General features: G+C 64.0%; 14 protein-coding genes and 1 pseudogene. 2 read left to right on the top strand and 13 right to left on the bottom strand.

What is annotated here, in order from left to right:
- Positions 1–367: 367 nt before the first annotated feature.
- A complete protein-coding gene (locus tag ACYX4S_RS00935; RefSeq protein WP_476361534.1) occupies positions 368–1,117 on the top strand; it encodes a hypothetical protein in 750 nt (249 codons plus the stop codon).
- 171 nt (positions 1,118–1,288) lie between these two features.
- Positions 1,289–1,937: pseudogene (locus tag ACYX4S_RS00930) on the top strand (IS1 family transposase); the annotation flags it as partial.
- Between the two features lie 114 nt (positions 1,938–2,051).
- Here the strand turns inward: ACYX4S_RS00930 and ACYX4S_RS00925 are convergent.
- The 13 genes from ACYX4S_RS00925 to tolR form a co-directional block, all read right to left on the bottom strand.
- Positions 2,052–2,363, bottom strand: a complete 312-nt coding sequence (locus ACYX4S_RS00925) for a hypothetical protein (protein ID WP_476361533.1) — start codon at positions 2,361–2,363, stop codon at positions 2,052–2,054.
- 29 nt (positions 2,364–2,392) lie between these two features.
- A complete protein-coding gene (locus tag ACYX4S_RS00920) occupies positions 2,393–2,668 on the bottom strand; it encodes a DUF2188 domain-containing protein (protein ID WP_476362796.1) in 276 nt (91 codons plus the stop codon).
- Between the two features lie 232 nt (positions 2,669–2,900).
- Positions 2,901–4,409: an arginine/agmatine antiporter gene (adiC, locus tag ACYX4S_RS00915; RefSeq protein ID WP_476361532.1), complete on the bottom strand. Its 1,509-nt coding sequence runs from the start codon at positions 4,407–4,409 to the stop codon at positions 2,901–2,903.
- Positions 4,410–4,421: 12 nt separating this feature from the next.
- Complete coding sequence (locus tag ACYX4S_RS00910) at positions 4,422–6,722, bottom strand: Orn/Lys/Arg family decarboxylase (RefSeq protein WP_476361531.1); 2,301 nt, start codon at positions 6,720–6,722, stop codon at positions 4,422–4,424.
- Positions 6,723–7,310: 588 nt separating this feature from the next.
- Positions 7,311–8,105: an outer membrane protein gene (locus ACYX4S_RS00905; protein ID WP_476361530.1), complete on the bottom strand. Its 795-nt coding sequence runs from the start codon at positions 8,103–8,105 to the stop codon at positions 7,311–7,313.
- 229 nt (positions 8,106–8,334) lie between these two features.
- A complete protein-coding gene (gene glmM, locus ACYX4S_RS00900) occupies positions 8,335–9,681 on the bottom strand; it encodes a phosphoglucosamine mutase (protein ID WP_476361529.1) in 1,347 nt (448 codons plus the stop codon).
- A 235-nt stretch (positions 9,682–9,916) separates the two neighbouring features.
- A complete protein-coding gene (ftsH, locus tag ACYX4S_RS00895) occupies positions 9,917–11,848 on the bottom strand; it encodes an ATP-dependent zinc metalloprotease FtsH (protein ID WP_476361528.1) in 1,932 nt (643 codons plus the stop codon).
- A gap of 129 nt (positions 11,849–11,977) precedes the next feature.
- Entirely contained in the window at positions 11,978–13,417 is a 1,440-nt protein-coding gene (gene tilS / locus ACYX4S_RS00890; protein ID WP_476361527.1) for a tRNA lysidine(34) synthetase TilS, read from the bottom strand.
- Positions 13,401–14,486 carry a tol-pal system protein YbgF gene (ybgF, locus tag ACYX4S_RS00885; protein ID WP_476361526.1) on the bottom strand — a complete coding sequence of 362 codons (1,086 nt, stop codon included), beginning with the start codon at positions 14,484–14,486 and terminating at the stop codon, positions 13,401–13,403. Before ybgF ends, tilS begins: the two co-directional genes overlap by 17 nt.
- Before the next feature lie 206 nt (positions 14,487–14,692).
- A complete protein-coding gene (gene pal / locus ACYX4S_RS00880) occupies positions 14,693–15,178 on the bottom strand; it encodes a peptidoglycan-associated lipoprotein Pal (RefSeq protein WP_476361525.1) in 486 nt (161 codons plus the stop codon).
- A gap of 195 nt (positions 15,179–15,373) precedes the next feature.
- Positions 15,374–16,729 carry a Tol-Pal system beta propeller repeat protein TolB gene (tolB, locus tag ACYX4S_RS00875; protein WP_476361524.1) on the bottom strand — a complete coding sequence of 452 codons (1,356 nt, stop codon included), beginning with the start codon at positions 16,727–16,729 and terminating at the stop codon, positions 15,374–15,376.
- A 114-nt stretch (positions 16,730–16,843) separates the two neighbouring features.
- Complete coding sequence (locus ACYX4S_RS00870) at positions 16,844–17,800, bottom strand: cell envelope biogenesis protein TolA (protein ID WP_476361523.1); 957 nt, start codon at positions 17,798–17,800, stop codon at positions 16,844–16,846.
- A 4-nt stretch (positions 17,801–17,804) separates the two neighbouring features.
- On the bottom strand, positions 17,805–18,251 hold the full coding sequence (gene tolR / locus ACYX4S_RS00865) for a protein TolR (RefSeq protein WP_422069896.1): 447 nt from the start codon (positions 18,249–18,251) through the stop codon (positions 17,805–17,807).
- Between the last annotated feature and the right edge of the window lies 1 nt (position 18,252).

Here is an 18,252-nt window from a genome sequence, read left to right as displayed (position 1 = left end):
AAAACCGCAAGTCCCGCCTGATTTTACCATGCAGGATCTTGCATGAAGTGGCGGAACGTGTCGTGAACAGGCAGGCTGGAGTGGCACAAAACTGGCACAGGGCGTTTCACTCTTGTTCCGCCTCTATCAGGCTCACAACCATGTCTTCACGTTACCCATATGGCAGGAACGATCAGTTCATAGAAACCCGGCGCCCGCTCCACGCTCACGGCCTCAATCCACCCACCCTGCCAGCATTCCGTGTATCTAAATCTCAAGCGGATCGCCACTGCACAAGTTTGGGAAACCCTGCGCCAAGGCGGCGTTATATTGACGTTTCGGTAAAAGCCTCCAAACTGATCTTGGTAAGATCAGGGATGGGGATAAAATGAGAAAATGGATTGTATCAGGAGCCCTGCTCGGGGTGACTTTCCTTATTACAAGTCCGGCCAATGCCAGCCTTTGCAATAATCGCAGCTTGAAGGCATTTGAGGGGTGCTTTCGGCAAATGCATTATGGACCAAATGTTTGGCAGATGACTGCTAAAGGGTGTGCAATTGCCGTTGAGAAAGCCCGCGACCAATTAAAAGCTCGCAAAAGCCTCCAGTCAAACGCGTTTCTTATCCGCTGGTTCAACAACAACATGCGGAAAAAGACTAAGAAGTACAATCCAGACGACAGGATTGATTGTGACCGCTTCATGAAGTTTGCCGAACAAAAATATCCCAATGACCCGAAGATGTCGGTGTTCTTGAACCGTTACCACGCCGCAATCGAAGCGCGAAAGCACGTACCGGGTAAGCTTGAGCCAAATGAAGGCGATGTGATTCGGGCTCTCGCACCATATCTAGCCGGGGGCCTAAAGCTGTCAGGTCAAAAATGCGACCTAACACGATCGAACGGTTGCCAGATCGAAATGGGCGCGGCACGATTTAGCCTATCCATAGCCTACGCACGAAACATAATCTGCAAACATGGTGAGGAACTTCGATGCAGTTTCTCTTTAAAAATGAACTGCAGCTCGAATGATCCTAGCGGTTCTTTCTGCGCTACATACGGTGCGCCATATCCATATGTAAATGTCCGGTTTGTGAGGTCAGCCAAAGGATGGACGGCGTGGCCTGCATCTACGGATTGATCTAGGATAAATCGTAGTGCAGCGTCGGCTTTTTGAGCCATGGCTGGTTGATGTGGCTCTTCTGGAACGTAATTATCAGTATAATGCTCGTCCATCGGCCAGCGCGATAAGAATTGGCATACTCTCCACGTAACCGCATGATCTAGTGATGGCATGGACGAACCATGCCGCCACGACGAGAACGTTGTGGGCCTGAACAGCAAGCGCATTTAGTGCGACGAAATTTGGTCATTCTGCTATTCGAAGGAAAATAACGTGGACGCGGCGACCATGCCGGGCTTTGCCAACCACTTCATGAGCGATCTGGCGGCGCGTCTGAACAACCAGGTTCAACTGACCACGGATGGCCACAGGGCATACCTGAACGCCATTGAAAACGCATTCGAGAATGCTATCGACTATAGTTGGAAAGCTGTACGGCAACCAGCCAACCGGCAAGACCGCGCGTTACAGCCCGGCAGAATGCACCGGTATCAAGAAGACAGTTCGCAAGGGCAAACCGAACGAAAAGCACGTATCGATTTCATATGTCGAGCGGCACAATCTGACCATGCGGATAAGCATGCGCCGGTTCACTCGGTTGACCAATGCATTCTCGAAGAAGTTCGACAACCATTGCCACGCGCTGGCGCTGTACTTCGTGCATTACAATTTCTGCCGGATACACAAGAGCCTGAAAGTGTCACCGGCGATGGCTGCGGGCCTGACTGATACGCTGCGCGACATGGAATGGATAGTCAGTCTGATTGACGTGCGTACGCCTAAGCCAAACAGGCCTAAGTCGTACAAGAAAAGATCGAAAGACCAGCCCGGCCAGTGACCCGAGCTTTTTGGTGGAGAGCGGAATGGCATTGTCTACAGGCAAGCGTATTAGGCTGAACCTAGTTTTGTGATTCGCAAAAACACTTCGTGTGCCAATCGATGTCAACGGTCGTTACTGGTGGAAATGCTGGAAAAATGAAGCCAAAACGTTCGACTGTTCGACCGAGCCAAAGACTACCGCAGACATATCGGCTGGATCAAAAACCAGCACTTGATCATGTTCCCTACTAAGTCCATGAGTGACTTGGGCAGCAAATTGGTTAGTGTCCAAATTCGATTCAGTGACGATGAACGATGTTGTTCCGTCCCAAAAGCCTAACCCTTCGGTTCTCGCATTCTCCATAAGCAATTCTCGGCGGTCACTGTAGGTCATTCCGCCAACAGTCGTTTCGGAAATACGGAACGAGATGAAATAGGTCGACATATCAATTCCTCCCGGTGGCGACGGCAGCATCAACCAGGCGGCGGGTATGGATCGTTGCCGTAAGTCCATTCGGTTCTGAACTTGTTGTCCCGACCTTGCACTAGAACTTGAGCGTCAGTGCCCTTGTCGCCCGTGGCATGGGCCGCGTCTACCGCTTTGCGGATCGCATCCTTTTGGGTGTTGTACGGCCCGTAATGCTTGCCGTTGTGTTTGATCTTCCACTCACCCTCGTGGAGGACAACGAAATATTGAGCGCGCGCCAATTCCACCTCCCTGAAAAAGAAACTGTACCATGGAAGTGACATACCCGCCAGAGTTGCCGCCGGCTGCAAGTTCTGAAGATGATGCGGAGGTGGTCGTTTGCACTGGTGAGTGCGAGCGCCCGGAAAACCGCAAGTCCCGCCTGATTTTACCATGCAGGATCTTGCAGGGCGCAATGGAATGCGATGCAGGCGGGCGGGCAGGCGTGACACGGATCCGGCACCCGGTGCCGTCGTGTCCTCCCTTTCCGCCCGCCCGGATTGCTCCCTTTCGCGCCTAGGGCGCGGCCGGCGCGCTCTCCGAGAGGCTCGCCGTGGGCTGCGGTGAACGCGTATGCAGCTTGCCGGCCGAGCGTTCGTCAAAGGAAACCCAGAACATCAGAACGAGCGCCACCAGCGTGATCGCGAACGTCAGATACCGCACGAACCGTGGCACCTGCCCTCCGACCTCCACCTCATGCGCCTCGACATGCTGTTTGTGGTTGAGGGCCATCGCGTAGAACACAATCGTCGACACCACGAAAATCAGGGACCAGCGCGTCTGCTGCCCGTCGGAGCCGACAATCGCCCAGAGGCAATAGATGGCCCCGATCAGGCTGATGATCGTGTAGATCGCATACTCGTGATGCTCGACCTTCCTGAAGCTGAGAACCTTGAGGGCGATGGCCGAATAGATGTAGGGCAGCAGGGTCATGATCACGGCGACCGATGCGATCTTGCCGAACTGCTCGGAGGCGGTCGGGGACATGGTCGCCAGAACCTGGATGCTCATGAGCACGGCCACGATGGCGAGCCCGGCGGAGGGCACGCCCTTGGCGTTGGTGCGCGAAAAGACGTTCGGGAACAGACCGTCGTCCGCCGCCGCCTTCGCACTCTGGCCGACGAGAAGCGTCCAGCCCGCGAGCGATCCCAGACAGCCGACCGCCGCGCAGACCGCAACGATATTGGCCGCCTCGGACCCCAGGGCCATCCGCACCGCATCGGCGAAAGGCGCGGCGGAGGTGACCAGTTCCGCATTCGGGATCATGCCCATGATCGCCGTCGAGGACAGCACGTAGCAGATCCCGGCGAGGATCACCCCGCCCAGGGTGGCGATGGGCACGTTCCGGCGCGGATTCTCCACGACACCGGCCGATACCGACGCCGTCTCGACACCGATGAATGCCCAAAGGGTGAAGTTCAGCGTCGCCCCGACAGCGCTGAAGGAGTTCTCGCCGGACACGTTCCACCCGGCGGCATACGTGTCCGCGGAAAACCAGAACCAGCCGAAGATCGCCATCCCGATGATCGGAAACAACGCCGCGACGGTGGTGAATGACTGCATCCGCCCGACGAAGCGCGGCCCCAGGATATTGGCGTAGGTGAAGAACCAGATGATGGCGATCTGGCCAAGCGCCAGGACAAGGGGAACCTTCAACTCGGGAAAGAAATACGTGAGATAGCCGAGGCCCGCGACGGCCAGCCCCACGTTGCCGACCACATTGGCCAGCCAGTAGATCAGGTTGGTCTGAAAGCCCATGTAATCGCCGAAGGCCTTGCGCGTGTAGGCGTAGGGTCCCCCGGCGGCCGGGTCGAGCGCCGCCAGCTTGGCGAAGACCAGCGCCAGCGCCAGCGCGCCGACAAGCGTGATCAGCCAGCCGACGACCGCGATTCCGCCGATGGCCGCCAGATTGGCCGGCAACATGAAGACCCCCGACCCCATCATGTTGCCGGCAACCATCAGGGTTGCGGGAACAAGACCGATCTTGGAGACGGCGGCAGTCTGTGACGAAGCACTGTCGGACATCCGGAGGCCTCCTTATTCGTCAGGCGTGGCAATGCAGAGGACGCGGTATTTCCCGTCCTCGACCTCGACCCCGTGGGTATCGTGCGCAAACCCGGGGAAGCGCAGGTCGAACGCTTCCAGCGCCTTCAGATACGCCAGGAACGGCCCGTCCGAGGGGCCCGCGTTCTCGCCGGGCATGAGCAGGGGAATTCCCGGAGGATAGGGCACCACGCCCGTCGCCACGACACGAGAAGCCATCTCGTCGAGCGAGAGGGACTCCACGCGATCCAGAACGAGTTCCTCGTACGCCTCCACCGGCGTGAGCTCCGGGACGGGCAGCGCGGAGAACCCGCGCGCCATCGTTTCGGTGGTCTTCAGCTCCGCCATCGCGGCGAACATCTCATCCGCAAGCCCCTTCAGCCCCAGTGCGCCGTAGCGGGAAGGATCGGCTGCCACCAGATCCGGCAGCACCTCACGCAAGGGGCGGTCGGCGTCATAGTCCTTCTTGAAGTTCAACAACGCGTTGACCAGGGTGCCCCACTTGCCGTTCGTGATCCCGAAGGAGAACAGGAACAGGATGGTGAAGTCCGTCGTCTTCTCGACCACGATGCCCTGCTCGTCGAGATAGGCGGACACGATCGCGGCCGGAATGCCGTGCTCGCCCATTTCGCCTTGCGCCGACATGCCCGGCGTCACGATGGACACCTTGATCGGGTCCAGCATGCAGTAGTCGTCCTCCAGCCCGTCGAAACCGTGCCAGTCGTCCTCGGGACGCAGCACCCAGGCAGAGGCCTCCCTGGCCAGATGGCCGGGATCGGCATCGTGGAAGGCGACCCGGCTGTCGCCGACCTTCACGGATTCGGGCTGGAAAACCCCAAAGAACCAGTCGCCCGAAGCGACGAATTCCGCCCGCATGCGGGCGATCATCTGCCGGAACGCGATGGCCTCGCCAATCGACTCGGAGGTCAGCGTCAGGCCGCCGGTGCCATCCATCATCGCCGCGCTGACATCGTTCGAGGCGATGATCGCATACTGCGGCGAGGTGGACGCATGCATCATGAAGGCTTCGTTGAAGCGGTTGTGCGGGATCGGACGCCGTCCGTCGCGCACATGAATGAAGGAAGCCTGCGACAGGGCCGCCAGCAGCTTGTGGGTGGACTGGGTGGCGAAGACGGTCGGGCCGGCACGGTCCGGGACGTTGGACTCGCCGTGCATGGCAAAGCGGCCTTCGTAGATCGGATTGAACCGGGCGTAGCCATACCAGGCTTCGTCGAAGTGAAGCCGGTCGACGCTTTGCCCCAGCAGGTCCTCGACCCGCACCACGTTGTAGCACAGCCCGTCATAGGTCGAGTTGGTGATGATCGCATGGACCGGCGTGCTGTCCTTGGCCTTTTCGCCCAGCGGGTTGTCGGCAATCGCGCCCCGGATCGCGTCAACCGTCAGCTTCTGCGGATGGATCGGGCCTATCAGTCCGAGACCGTTGCGCGAGGGCACGAGGTAGGTGGGAATCGCCCCCGAAAGGGTGATCGCATGCTCAACGGACTTGTGACAGTTCCTGTCGCACAAGGCGATCTGGCCACGCGTCACGCTGGCCATCATGATCACCCGGTTGGATGTCGAGCTGCCATTGGTCACCGTATAGGACCGGTCCGCGCCAAAGACCTTCGCGGCGTATTTCTCCCCCTCGCCGATCGGACCCGAGTGATCCAGGAGGGAACCGAGTTCGCCGACCGAAATCGACAGGTCCGAGCGAAACAGCTCCTCTCCGAAGAATTCGAAGAAAGCACGTCCCGCGATGTGCTTGAGAAAGGCCGTGCCGCCTGTATGGCCGGGCGTGTGCCAGGAATACTCATAGACGCTGGCAAACCTGGCCAGTGCCTTGAACATGGGCGGCAGGACCGTTTCGCGATAGCGGTTCATCGCGGCCACCACACGTCCGCCGATGAACTCGGAGGTGTCCTCAAGCAGCCAGATGAAATCGTTGACCTGTTCGAGAACCTTCATCGGAAGGTCCGTCGCCGTACGGCGCGACGTCATCAGAAAGACGGGGATGGACGCATTGCGCGCACGGAGAACCGACAGCAGGTGCTCCGCCTTGAGCTCACCGTCCGCATCCGCGAGGGACCAGTCGAGCAAGACGCACTGAAAAGAGGAATCGGACTGGAGCAGCGCGATCGCGTCATCGCTCGAGCCTGCTTCCGCGACAACGATGTTTCGCTCGCCAAGGTCCGCGACAAGCTTGCGCGCCGCGTTGCCCGCGGCACTGTCGGTCCGGATCTCGCCGTGGGCGAACAAGGCCTTCAGGCCGAGACGCCTTTCAACTGTAAGTCCCATCACCGTTTCCTCTTCAAGAAGCCTGACTCAGTCACCCCGCCCTGACATTTCCGTCTCCCCTTTCGGAGCCGAAAACCAGAAGCCACGACGGTGGCTGGAAAGGTGGTTTCGTGGCATGCGCGTTTGAGAACCTGGCTTGTCGGGGGACTCCTTCTGGAGTGTGTCGTCCGGGGAGCGCGACGATGCCGCATGACACCCCAGGCACGACCGACCTCGGGTCGAGGCCAACGAGCCGACCATAGGGTCAACGCCTTTTCCCCGCAGAATCAACCCGGTATAATACAGACACCCTGTCATCGCCCGGGCGCGAGCGCCCCTCCCATCCCACAACCTGCGGGAAACCTTGCGTCAATTTCGGAAACCGCAACGGGAACAGGACGACGAGAAACGGCTCCCAGACCCGATGAAGGGCATGGACCACCGGCCTCGCGCGTGACCCGGACATGGGAACCTTGGAGCAGACATGAGACGTTCGGCACAGCGAAGATGGGCTGCCTGATGCGTGCTCGCCGCCGTCGCCTGAACGCAAAAAGGCCGGGCCCGGTCTTGCGACCGGCCCGGCCCTCGAAAGGCGCGTAAGCCCGACGATCAGTACTTGGTGACGATCGGCTCGGGGATATACGCCGGCGCGGCGTTGAACGTGTAGCGCATGCCGACGCGGAACTCGTGGGCCTGCAGGTCCTCGTACTTGATCTTGCGCGAGGGGTTGCCGACGCCGGTCGAGAAGCTCTTGGAGTAGGCATCGCCGATGTTCAGGTAGCGATAGCCCGCGTCCAGCGACCAGTTCTGGTTCACGGCGTAGGAACCGCCAGCCATCAGGGCCCAGGAGAAGTTGTAGGTGCTGTCGCCCGGGTAGCGGCCCGACGTGCCGTCCGGATTGGCGAACTTGATGTCGCTCGTGGAAACGCGCGACACACCGATACCGGCACCGACATAAGGCGTGAAGCCGGCCCAGGTGCCAATGTCGATGTAGCCGTTCACCAGCATGGTGAGCACGTCGATCTTGGCGCTCTCGTTCGAGAAGCCCGCGGTTCCGCCGACGCCGCACGTCGTACACGGCGCATGACCGCGATACTTGGCCGGGAACTCGTAGTCGAGCGTCAGGTCGCCGCGCAGGTAATCGGAGAACCTGTAACCGACACCGACGCCGATCATGCCGGTGTTGTTCAGCGACTCGTTCTGGAACTGCAGGGCACCGTACTTGGTGCTGGGGTCCTGATACACCTTGTAGCCGATGTCACCGCGAAGGTACCAGCCGCCCTCGACGACGGGAACTTCCGGGATATGCTCAATCACCGGGATAGGCATGTCTGCGGCATGGACGGCTGACGAGACGATCATCGCGACGCCAGCCAGAGACAACTTTAGAAAATGGCTGCTCATGTCTCGGTCCTCGTTAAATGCGTCCGAACACTTTGGCTGCCGGTCGCGCACGTGAAACACGAGAGAAGATTGCTCCGGAAAGCTTAAGGGCGACTTAACCGTAACGCTTAACCCTGTTTTTTTACGTTAATGAAAACTGAATATTCGAAAGAACCCTGCCGAATTGCGACTTCCGGCAGGGTTCGTCTTCAGATCTCGTTAAGGAATTTGCGGCGTCGCGAAACGAGCCTCAGGCAGCCGCCCGGGTGACCGCCTCGACAATGCTGTCGACCACGCCGACGAGCATCCGCTCGTCGTCCGCCTCGCCCATGACGCGGATCAGCGGCTCGGTTCCCGAGGCGCGGATCACCAGCCGCCCGCCGGTGCCCAGTGTCTTGCGACCGTCCTCGATTGCCTGCTGCACGCTCGGGTCGTCGAGCGGGCGCGACCCTGCGTAACGCACGTTGCGAAGGATCTGGGGAACGGGGTCGAAACGCCGGCAGACTTCGGAAACAGGCCGGCCGAGCTTGCCGACGCAGGCCAGAACCTGCAGCGCGGCGACGAGCCCGTCACCGGTGGTGGCGAAGTCTGACAGGACGATGTGGCCCGACTGCTCGCCGCCCACGTTGAACCCGTGCTGGCGCATGTGCTCGACCACATAGCGGTCGCCGACCTTGGTCCGTGCCAGGGAAAGGCCCAGGCTGCCGAGATAGCGCTCCAGGCCGAGGTTCGACATGACGGTGGCCACGATGCCCGAGGCCGCAAGGCGGCCGTCCTCGTGCCACGACTGGGCGACCACGGCCATGAGCTGATCGCCGTCGACCACCTGGCCGTTCTCGTCCACGATGATGACCCGGTCCGCGTCGCCGTCGAGCGCGATGCCGATGTCCGCCCTCACCTCGTGCACCTTGGCGCAAAGGGCGGCGGTGTCGGTGGAACCGCACTTGAGGTTGATGTTGTAGCCGTCGGGGTCGACGCCCATGGCGATCACTTCCGCGCCAAGTTCCCACAGGACCTCGGGCGCGACCTTGTAGGCCGCGCCATTGGCGCAATCGACGACGATCCTGAGACCGGCGAGGCTGAGTTCACGCGGCAGGGTTCGCTTCGCGAACTCGATGTAGCGGTCGCGCATCCCGTCGATGCGCTTCGCGCGTCCCAGCCGGTCGGGGCTTGCAAGCTGCGGCGCGAGATCCTGATCGATCAGCGTCTCGATCTCGGCCTCGACGTCGTCGGAGAGCTTGTAGCCGTCCGGCCCGAAGAACTTGATGCCGTTGTCCTGATAGGGGTTGTGCGAGGCGGAGATCATCACCCCCAGATCGGCGCGCACGGAGCGGGTGAGCATCGCCACCGCCGGCGTCGGCATCGGGCCGAGCAGCAGCACGTCAAGACCGACCGCCGTGAAGCCCGCCACCAGCGCGTTTTCGATCATGTAGCCGGAAAGCCGCGTGTCCTTGCCGATCACGACCCGGTGCCGGTGACCGCCATTGCGAAAGGAAATGCCGGCGGCCATCCCCACCTTCAAGGCAATGTCCGGCGTCATGGGGGCACGATTGGCCGTGCCGCGAATGCCGTCGGTTCCGAAATACCTGCGTGTCATGACAATCCCGTTTGCTCCGGCGGCCAGGTCGGATCACCGGCCGCACGCCGCGCCTCTCGCCATCTCAGGCAGTGTCGCGGCCCCCTTCCTCTAGCATCATGATCCGCGAAAGAGGTTCAAATTTTGTTTTCATGCGTAACAGTCCGCGGCCGGGCGGCGCACCACGAAAAAGGGCCCGGCATCGCCTGCCGGACCCTTGATCACGATACGGACGGCCCCGGGGCCGCCACGGATATCAGCCCTGGGGCTGCGGCTCCATGCCACCCGTGGGGGCATCGCCCTCGCCCTTGCGCTTGGCACCGGTCTTCGGCACCGCCGAGGCGCGGGTGGTGGGCTGGTCGTCGTCGGTCTCGCGCACCGGCGGCTTGCCGTCGAGCAGATCCCGGATCTCGTCGCCAGAGAGCGTCTCGTATTCGAGGAGACCCTGGGCGATGGAATGAAGCTGGTCCTCGTACTCGCCGAGAACGCGCTTCGCGGTTTCATAGCCCTCGTTGACGAAGGTCTTGATCTCCGCGTCCACGACCCGCTGGGTGTCTTCCGACACATGCTGGTTCTTGGCGACCGAATGGCCCAGGAACACCTCTTCCTGATTCTCGCCGTAGAGCAGCGGACCGAGCTTGTCGGACATGCCGAACTGGGTCGCCATGGCACGCGCCAGCTTGGTCGCCATCTGGATGTCGCCGGACGCGCCCGAGGTCACCTTCTCGTAACCGAAGATCATCTCCTCGGCGACGCGACCGCCCATGGCGACCGCAAGGTCGGCCTTACACTTGGCGCGGGTGAGCGACACCTGGTCCTTCTCCGGCAGGCGCATGACCATGCCGAGCGCGCGGCCGCGCGGGATGATGGTCGCCTTGTGGATCGGATCGGACGCGGGCATGTGCAGCGCCACCAGCGCGTGACCGGCCTCGTGATAGGCGGTGAGCTTCTTCTCTTCCTCGGTCATGACCAGGGTACGGCGCTCCGCGCCCATCATGACCTTGTCCTTGGCGTCCTCGAACTCGGCCATGGTGACCAGCCGCTTGCCGCGGCGGGCGGCCAGAAGGGCGGCCTCGTTCACCAGGTTCATCAGGTCCGCACCGGAGAAACCGGGCGTGCCACGGGCAAGCGTGCGCACGTTGACGTCGGGCGCCAGCGGCACCTTGCGCATGTGCACCTTGAGGATCTTCTCGCGACCGGTGACATCCGGGTTCGGCACGACGATCTGCCGGTCGAAGCGGCCCGGACGCAGCAGCGCCGGGTCGAGCACGTCCGGACGGTTCGTCGCCGCGATGATGATCACGCCCTCGTTGGGCTCGAAACCGTCCATCTCCACGAGGAGCTGGTTCAGCGTCTGCTCGCGCTCGTCGTTGCCGCCGCCGAGACCCGCGCCACGGTGACGGCCCACCGCGTCGATCTCGTCGATGAAGATGATGCAGGGCGCGTTCTTCTTGGCCTGCTCGAACATGTCACGCACGCGGCTGGCGCCGACGCCGACGAACATCTCCACGAAGTCCGAACCGGAAATGGTGAAGAAGGGAACATTGGCCTCACCCGCCACGGCACGGGCCGTGAGCGTCTTGCCGGTACCCGGAGGGCCGACGAGCAGCACGCCGCGCGGGATCTGGCCGCCGAGGCGCTGGAACTTCTGCGGATCGCGCAGGAATTCCACGATCTCCTGCAGGTCTTCCTTGGCCTCGTCGATGCCGGCCACGTCGTCGAAGGTGACACGGCCGTGGGCCTCGGTGAGCAGCTTCGCCTTGGACTTGCCGAAGCCCATGGCCTTGCCGCCGGCGCCTCCCTGCATCTGGCGCATCACGAAGATCCAGATGCCCAGGATGATGAGCATGGGGAACCACGAGATGAGCGCGCCCAGCAGAGAGAAGTCCTCGGAAGGCGGCCGCGCGTTGATGCGCACGCCCTTGGAGCGCAGCAGCTCGACGTACTCGCCCGCCGATTCCGGCGCGTAGGACTGGAAGCGCCCGCCGTTGCGGAACTCGCCGGTAATCAGCTGCCCCTGGATGGTGACATCGGTGACGTCCCCCTGCTCAGCCTGGTTCAGGAACTGGGAGAAGGGAATCTCGCTGCCGACCTGACGCGTATCCTGTCGCTGAAACAGCTGAAACAGGGCGATCAGCAGGAGGCCGATGATGACCCAGAGGGCGAAATTGCGAAAGTGGGCGTTCATTGCGGTTCCTTCGCCGCGGCCGTGCGGCGGTATGCGCTGCGGATGAGGTGCTCACACACCAAGATAGGTCGCGCCACACGACCTGCCAAGGTGAGTGGCGATGATGAGCGTCAACCCGTCTCGTTTTTCTTAAGTCTCCACCGATTCCGGCGTTTTTCCGAGCAAAATCCCCGAAAGTTCCGCCGCTTGTCCGCCGGACCAGGGCAGCAGCGGCCGGATCGAGACCTTTGCCGGCGCCGGGCCGGTCGACAATCCGGGACAATAGGACGCATCGCCGGCCTCCTTCCACAGTGGAACGAGACAGGGACAGGCGGCAAGGGCCGCGCGCGGAAACCCCTTCGGCCGCCGACGATCCTCCTCGGCAAGCCGGTCGCGGGCCGCCTGTCCGGAAGCCCCCTGCCCGCCGATCCGTGCGGCGAGTTCGCCGCGCGCGAGGACTTCCACCGAAACGGTGTCCTCCACGCGAACCACGAAACGTCCGTCCCACAAGATTTCGCAGGGGCCGTTCAGCGTCCGCGATCCGATGCCCCCGCGACCGGCTTCGCGCCAGACCAGAAGCCGCGCCCCGTCGCGGCGCGCCACCACGCCGGAAAGCGTCGCCTGGGCCCGTTCAGCGTCACCGCCAAGCCCGGCGCCTGCAAGGCCCAGCCTTTCGACAAAACCGGCGAGCCTGTCGCGCCGGGGGGCGTATCCACCCGTCCCGAAGGCCGCAAGGACCCGCACCACCAGACGTTCGCGCAGCAGCGCGGAAGCCTCCTCGAACGCCTCCAGATCGAGCGTGAAGAGCCCGGCCGGATGGCACTCCCCATGCGCGGCGAGCCGCCGCTCCACCTCGGCATCGATCGTATCGGCCGCATCGGCGCAGTCCCGGGCCAGGTCGCAGAGCCGCTGCGCGGTCAGCCCAAGCCCGGCAAGTTCCGGCAGTTCGGCACGAAGCCTGACGCGGGCATAGGCCGGATCGGAATTCGAGGGATCGCGCGCGAAGGCAAGGTCCGCCGCCTGGCAGGTCGCCTCCAGGCGCGCCTTTCCGAAGTCCAGAAGCGGACGCAGGACCGTCAGCGGTCGCGCGTCCTGGCGCGGCCATGCGCTCTCGCGCCGCATCCCCGCCAGACCGAAGATCCCGCTGCCCCGCCGCAGGCGCATGAGCACAGTTTCCGCCTGATCGTCGAAGTGATGGGCAAGGACGAGCGCCTCGGCCCGCGCTTCCAGACAGGCCGCTCCGAGAAGGCGCTGGCGCGCGCCGCGCGCCGCCGCCTGCAGGCCCGAGCGCGGTTTTTCGCCCTCCCAGCGCAGCACCCGGCAGGTCAGGCCGTGGCGCGCGGCCGCCCGTTCCACCATGCGCGTCTCGGCGCGCGCCTCGGGCCGCAATCCGTGATCGAGCGTCAGGACAAGACAGTCGGGTGCGTCAGGGGTACGATCTCGCCAACGCGCGACCAGATGCAGCATCGCCATGGAATCGGGCCCGCCCGAGACGGCCAGCGCGATGCGCGAAAATCCTGAAAGACACGCGAAGGCGATATCCGCTTCCCTGTCGGAAACAGGGCCACCGGCCTCAGGCAGAGCAGCCACTGGACTGCTTCTGGGACTGGGCTTCGGCCCGCACGGCCGTCGGAGCGCCGGGGTATTTGGTCAGCAGCTCCGAGAAGGTGGCGCAGGCGGCTTCCGTCTGCCCAAGTCCCTTGAGGGACAGGCCGAGCTTCAACAGGCTGTCCGTGACCTTCGAGCTGTCGGGATAGTCGGTATACCCCTTGAGGAAGGCATCGGCCGCGTCGCGGTATTTCTTGCGTGCATAGAGGCTTTCGCCGATCCAGAACTGCGCGTTGGCCGAAAGCGGGTCGTTGGGGTGGGTCTCCAGGAACCGGCGAAATCCGGTCTCCGCTCCCGCGTAGTCGCCCGCGACCATCATCGAATAGGCGCTGTCGTAGTCGTCACGCGGAATGCCTCCGGCAAGGGCGGACGGCTGCCCGCCCGGGGAAGCACCGGCGTTGCCTCCGCCCGTGACGGGAGCAAGGCCCGAGCTTCCCGAGCCCGGCACCGCCGGATCGTAGCCGGAATTGGCGGGCGGCTGGCCCGTATCCGCACCACCGCCCTGGCCACCACGGGCAAGGGCGGAAAGGTCGAGCGGACCCGAGGCCGGAGCGTTGTCCTGGCTGTAGCCGTCCTGGCCGTAACCGCCCTCGCGGGCGAACTCGGCATCGCCGGAGCCCTGGTCGGCGGCCGGCTGGCCGTCCGAGCCCAGGCGAAGCTGGCCAAGGTTCGTGGGACCGGCGGCTCCATAGCTCTCCCCGGCTCCCGTGCCGGCCGGCGGCGTTGCCGCCCCACCCGCGTCGGACCGGTTACCCGAGCCGCCACCGCCCTGCTCGAGCTGCTGCAGGCGATACTCGTTGTCCTCCTGCATCCGGCGGATCTGCTCCTGCAACTGGCGCACCTGATGGCTGAGCTGCTCGACCTGACCGGTCAGCGTGCGCATCTGGTCCTCGACCTGGTTGAGCCGCACGGCGGCCTCGCCGTCGTCCCGGGACCCGCCGCCGAAAAGCTGCGCGGATGCGGGAGCCGGCACGAGGGCGAGCACCAGAAGCGCCGCCAGCAGCCGCGTCACAAGGGTCCGTGATCCGGGCGTGGATCGGATATGCGTCATGCCAGTCCTCCGTGGGGCCGCCGGGGTGCCGGAGTTCCGGTCAAGGCTCTGGCGGCCAGCGTGAAAGAGATAGCACAGGGCCTTGCGACTTCGGCCAAATTTTGGCGTTTCCCGCAAGAGGCCCGTTCCGCGCGCAAAACGCGAAACGGCCGGAGGCTGATACCTCCGGCCGTCGCGAAAACCCGGGACATGCGCCCTCTGAAAACTCAGCTTCCGGCGTTGTTCAGCACCGTGACGGCGCGCCGGTTCTGCGACCAGCAGCTCTCGTCGTTGCAGACCGCGACCGGGCGTTCCTTGCCGTAGGAAACGGTCTTGATCCGGCTTGCGGAGACACCGCGCGCCACCAGATAGTTGCGCACCGCATCGGCACGCCGCGCGCCGAGCGCGATGTTGTACTGGCGCGTGCCGCGCTCGTCCGCGTGTCCCTCGATGGTGACCGTATAGCGGCTGTAGGAGCCGAGCCACTGGGCCTGCTTGTCCAGCGTCGCGGTCGCCTGGGCCGAGAGGCTGGTCTGGTCATTGGAGAAATAGACACGGTCGCCGACATTCACCACGAAGTCCTGGCCGGTGCCCGGCTGGACGTTGCCGGTGAGTCCCTCCGGCTTGGTCTGCGCGCAAGCCGCAAGCGCCAAGGCACCCGCAACGACGAACGCCACGCGCGTGCTGCGTCCTCGCATCCCGAAACTGATCATCTGCCCTTACTCCTGATCCCCACCGCCCCGACAGGGTAAACGCTTCTACAGCGAAAGCGGTTAAATGCGCGTTGACCAACGTGGTTAACAAATCGTCACCGCTTCATTTCGCGACGACGCGCCACGCGGGCCCTGATGATGGCGCGTTCCCAAGGATCTCCGTTCAGGGAACGCGCCGAGTCTAGCTTTTGCACCTCACTCCAGCAAGGGCGACCAGGCCGGATCCGAGGCGAAGGCCGGTGTCGGCACGCGGCGTTCGTTGTAGCCCGTCAGGTCGACGGTCCAAAGCTGCGGCCCGCCGTTGGCGCCCGGCGTGTCGCGGAAGAACACCAGCACACGGCCGTTCGGCGCCCAGGACGGCCCCTCGTTGTGATAGCCCTCGGTGAGGATGCGCTCGCCCGAGCCGTCCGGCTTCATGACACCGATCATGAAGCGGCCCTGGTTCATCTTGGTGAAGGCGATGAGATCGCCGCGCGGCGACCACACCGGCGTCGAGTAGCGCCCCGGGCCGAAGCTGATGCGCTGCGGATTGCTGCCGTCGGCGTTCATCACGTAAAGCTGCTGGGAGCCGCCACGGTCGGACTCGAACACGATCCGGCGCCCGTCCGGAGAGAACGACGGGCTGGTGTCGATGGCCGGCGTGTTGGTCAGCCGCGTGGTCCGCCGCGAGCGCAGGTCCATCTCGAAGATGTTGGCGTTTCCGCCCTGCTGCAGGCTCATGGCCACCTTCTGCCCGTCGGGCGAGAACCGCGGCGCGAAGGTCATGCCGGGGAAGTTGCCGACCACCTCCTGCTGTCCGGTCTCGATGTTGAGCAGGTAGACGCGCGGATCGCTGCCGGTCCAGGACATGTAGGTCACTTCCTGGCGCGACGGCGAGAAGCGCGGCGTCAGCACCAGATTGGCGCCATTGGTCAGGTAGCGCACGTTGGCGCCGTCCTGGTCCATGATCGCCAGCCGCTTGACGCGCTTGTCCTTCGGTCCGGTCTCGTCGATGAAGGCGATGCGGGTGTCGAAATAGCCCTTCTCGCCGGTCAGGCGCTCATAGATCGCATCGGCGATGATATGGGCCATGCGGCGCCAGTTGTCCGTGGAGGTGTAGAACTGCTGGCCGAGCATCTGCTGGCCGGAGAATACATCCCAGAGCCGGAACTCCGCGCGGATGCGCCCGTCCGCCTGCCTCTGGATGGCGCCCACCACGAGCGCCTGCGCGCCGATGGGACGCCAGGAGGCGAACTGCGGCGGCGTGTTTATGTTCACGTCCTTCTCGATGAAGCTCGCCGGATCGAGCGCGCGGAAGAGGCCCGACCGCACCAGATCGGCGGAGATGACGCCGCTGATCTCGCCCGCGAGCTGGGCATCCTGACCCTGCCCGGTGAACGCGGGAATGGCGATGGGCAGCGGCTCGATGTTGCCCTGGGTGATGTCGAGTTCCACGACCGCCCGTGCCGGGCCGGCCGGAAGGAGCATCACACCCCAGATCACCGCCGCGCAGACGATCGCCGCCACGCGCACGAGGCTGCGGCTTGCGTCAATGGCTGCCTGTCTCGTCATCAATCGAGCTCCCTCACTCGCGCTGTCGCCCGCCTCGCCTGTCGCGAGATCGCGGGCCCTCGCAGTCCGATTTCGGCGGCGTGTCCTGCCGCCCCGATCCTGACCCGCCCGGCCTCAGCCGCCAAGCAGGTCACGCGGATCGAAGTTGATGATGACCTCGCGCCAAAGGTCGTGCTTTGCCGCCGGCATCGAATAGGGCTGACAGCGCAGGACGGCACGTCTTGCGCTCTCGGCCGCGATGCCGAACGACGGATTGGCGCTGGAATTCAGGACCTCGGGTCGCTGGTCGACCTCGCCCGAGCGGGTCAGGGAGATCTTCAGCCGCACCGCGAGATCGGAGGCGCCGGCCGCGCCCACGGGCGGGCTCCAGCACCGCTGGATCTGCGCGCGCAGGGCGTCGAGTTCCGACTGGCTCATGGTCACGCCGCTCTCGCCGCGCTGGCTGCCGAGCGAAGCGGGCGTGTCGGTCTGGTTGGTCGATCCGCCGCCGGTCGGCTCCACCTTGTTGAGAAGCGCGGCGATATCGTTCGGATTGAACTCGCGCGGCTTCTCCGCCGTCTGCGTCGGGCGCGGCGGCGGCGGGGTCGGCTTGGTGCGCGGGCGCACGTTCACCGGCTGCGGCGCGGGAGGCTCCGGCTCCTTCGGCGGCTCGGGCTTCGGCTCCGTCTTCGGCTCTGGAGCCTTGGGCGCGGGCGCAGGCTCCTTCGGGGCCGGGGCCGGCTCGGGCTCCTTCGGCGCGGGGGCCGGCTCCTTGGGCGCCGGCGGCGTCGGCGCGGGCGGTGTGGGAGCCGGTGGCGTCGGGGTCGGAGGCGTCGGTGTCTTCTGGGCCTGCTTCGTCTCCGGCGCCGGCTTCTCGGCCGGCTTTTCCGAAGGCTTCGTCGCCTCGACCTCGCGAAGCTCCGCCGTCTTCTCGCCGACACGCAGCTTGGTCACTTCGGAGACGGGAACGAGATCGACGGGCAGCGTGTCCACCGGCGGGACCTCGAACGGTCTCGCATCGGGAAGGGCGACAACCCCCCAAAGCAGCACGGCCAGATGGCCGGCAGTCGATGCGATGAGCCCGACGCGCATGGGTCTACTGCTGCTCCTCGAGCGTGACCAGCGCCAGCCGCTTGTAGCCGGCCGCGCTGATGCGGGCCATGACCTTCATGATCGTTCCGTAGTCGGCGTTCTCGTCGCCGCGCACGAAGATGCGCTCCTCGTAGCCGCTCTCGGCGATCGCCTGCAGCTTCGCGATAAGCTCCTCCGGGTCTATCTCCGTCTCCTGGATGTAGACCCGGCCGTCCGCCGCCACCGACACGGTGATCGGCTCGTTGACGCTGTCGACGGGCTTCGCCTGCGTTTCCGGCAGGTCGAGCGGCACGCCCACGGTCAGCAGCGGTGCCGCGACCATGAAAATGATCAGGAGCACCAGCATCACGTCCACGAAGGGCGTGACGTTGATCTCGCTCATCGGCTGCTGGCGACGACGACGGCGGCCGCGACCGCCGCTTTCGCGCGCTCCGCCCATCTGCATCCCCATG

It is taken from the genome of Stappia sp. ABD4_338 (assembly GCF_056312175.1).
The sequence above is the reverse complement of the archived record's forward strand: the minus strand, read 5'-3'. Positions and strand labels throughout refer to the sequence as shown.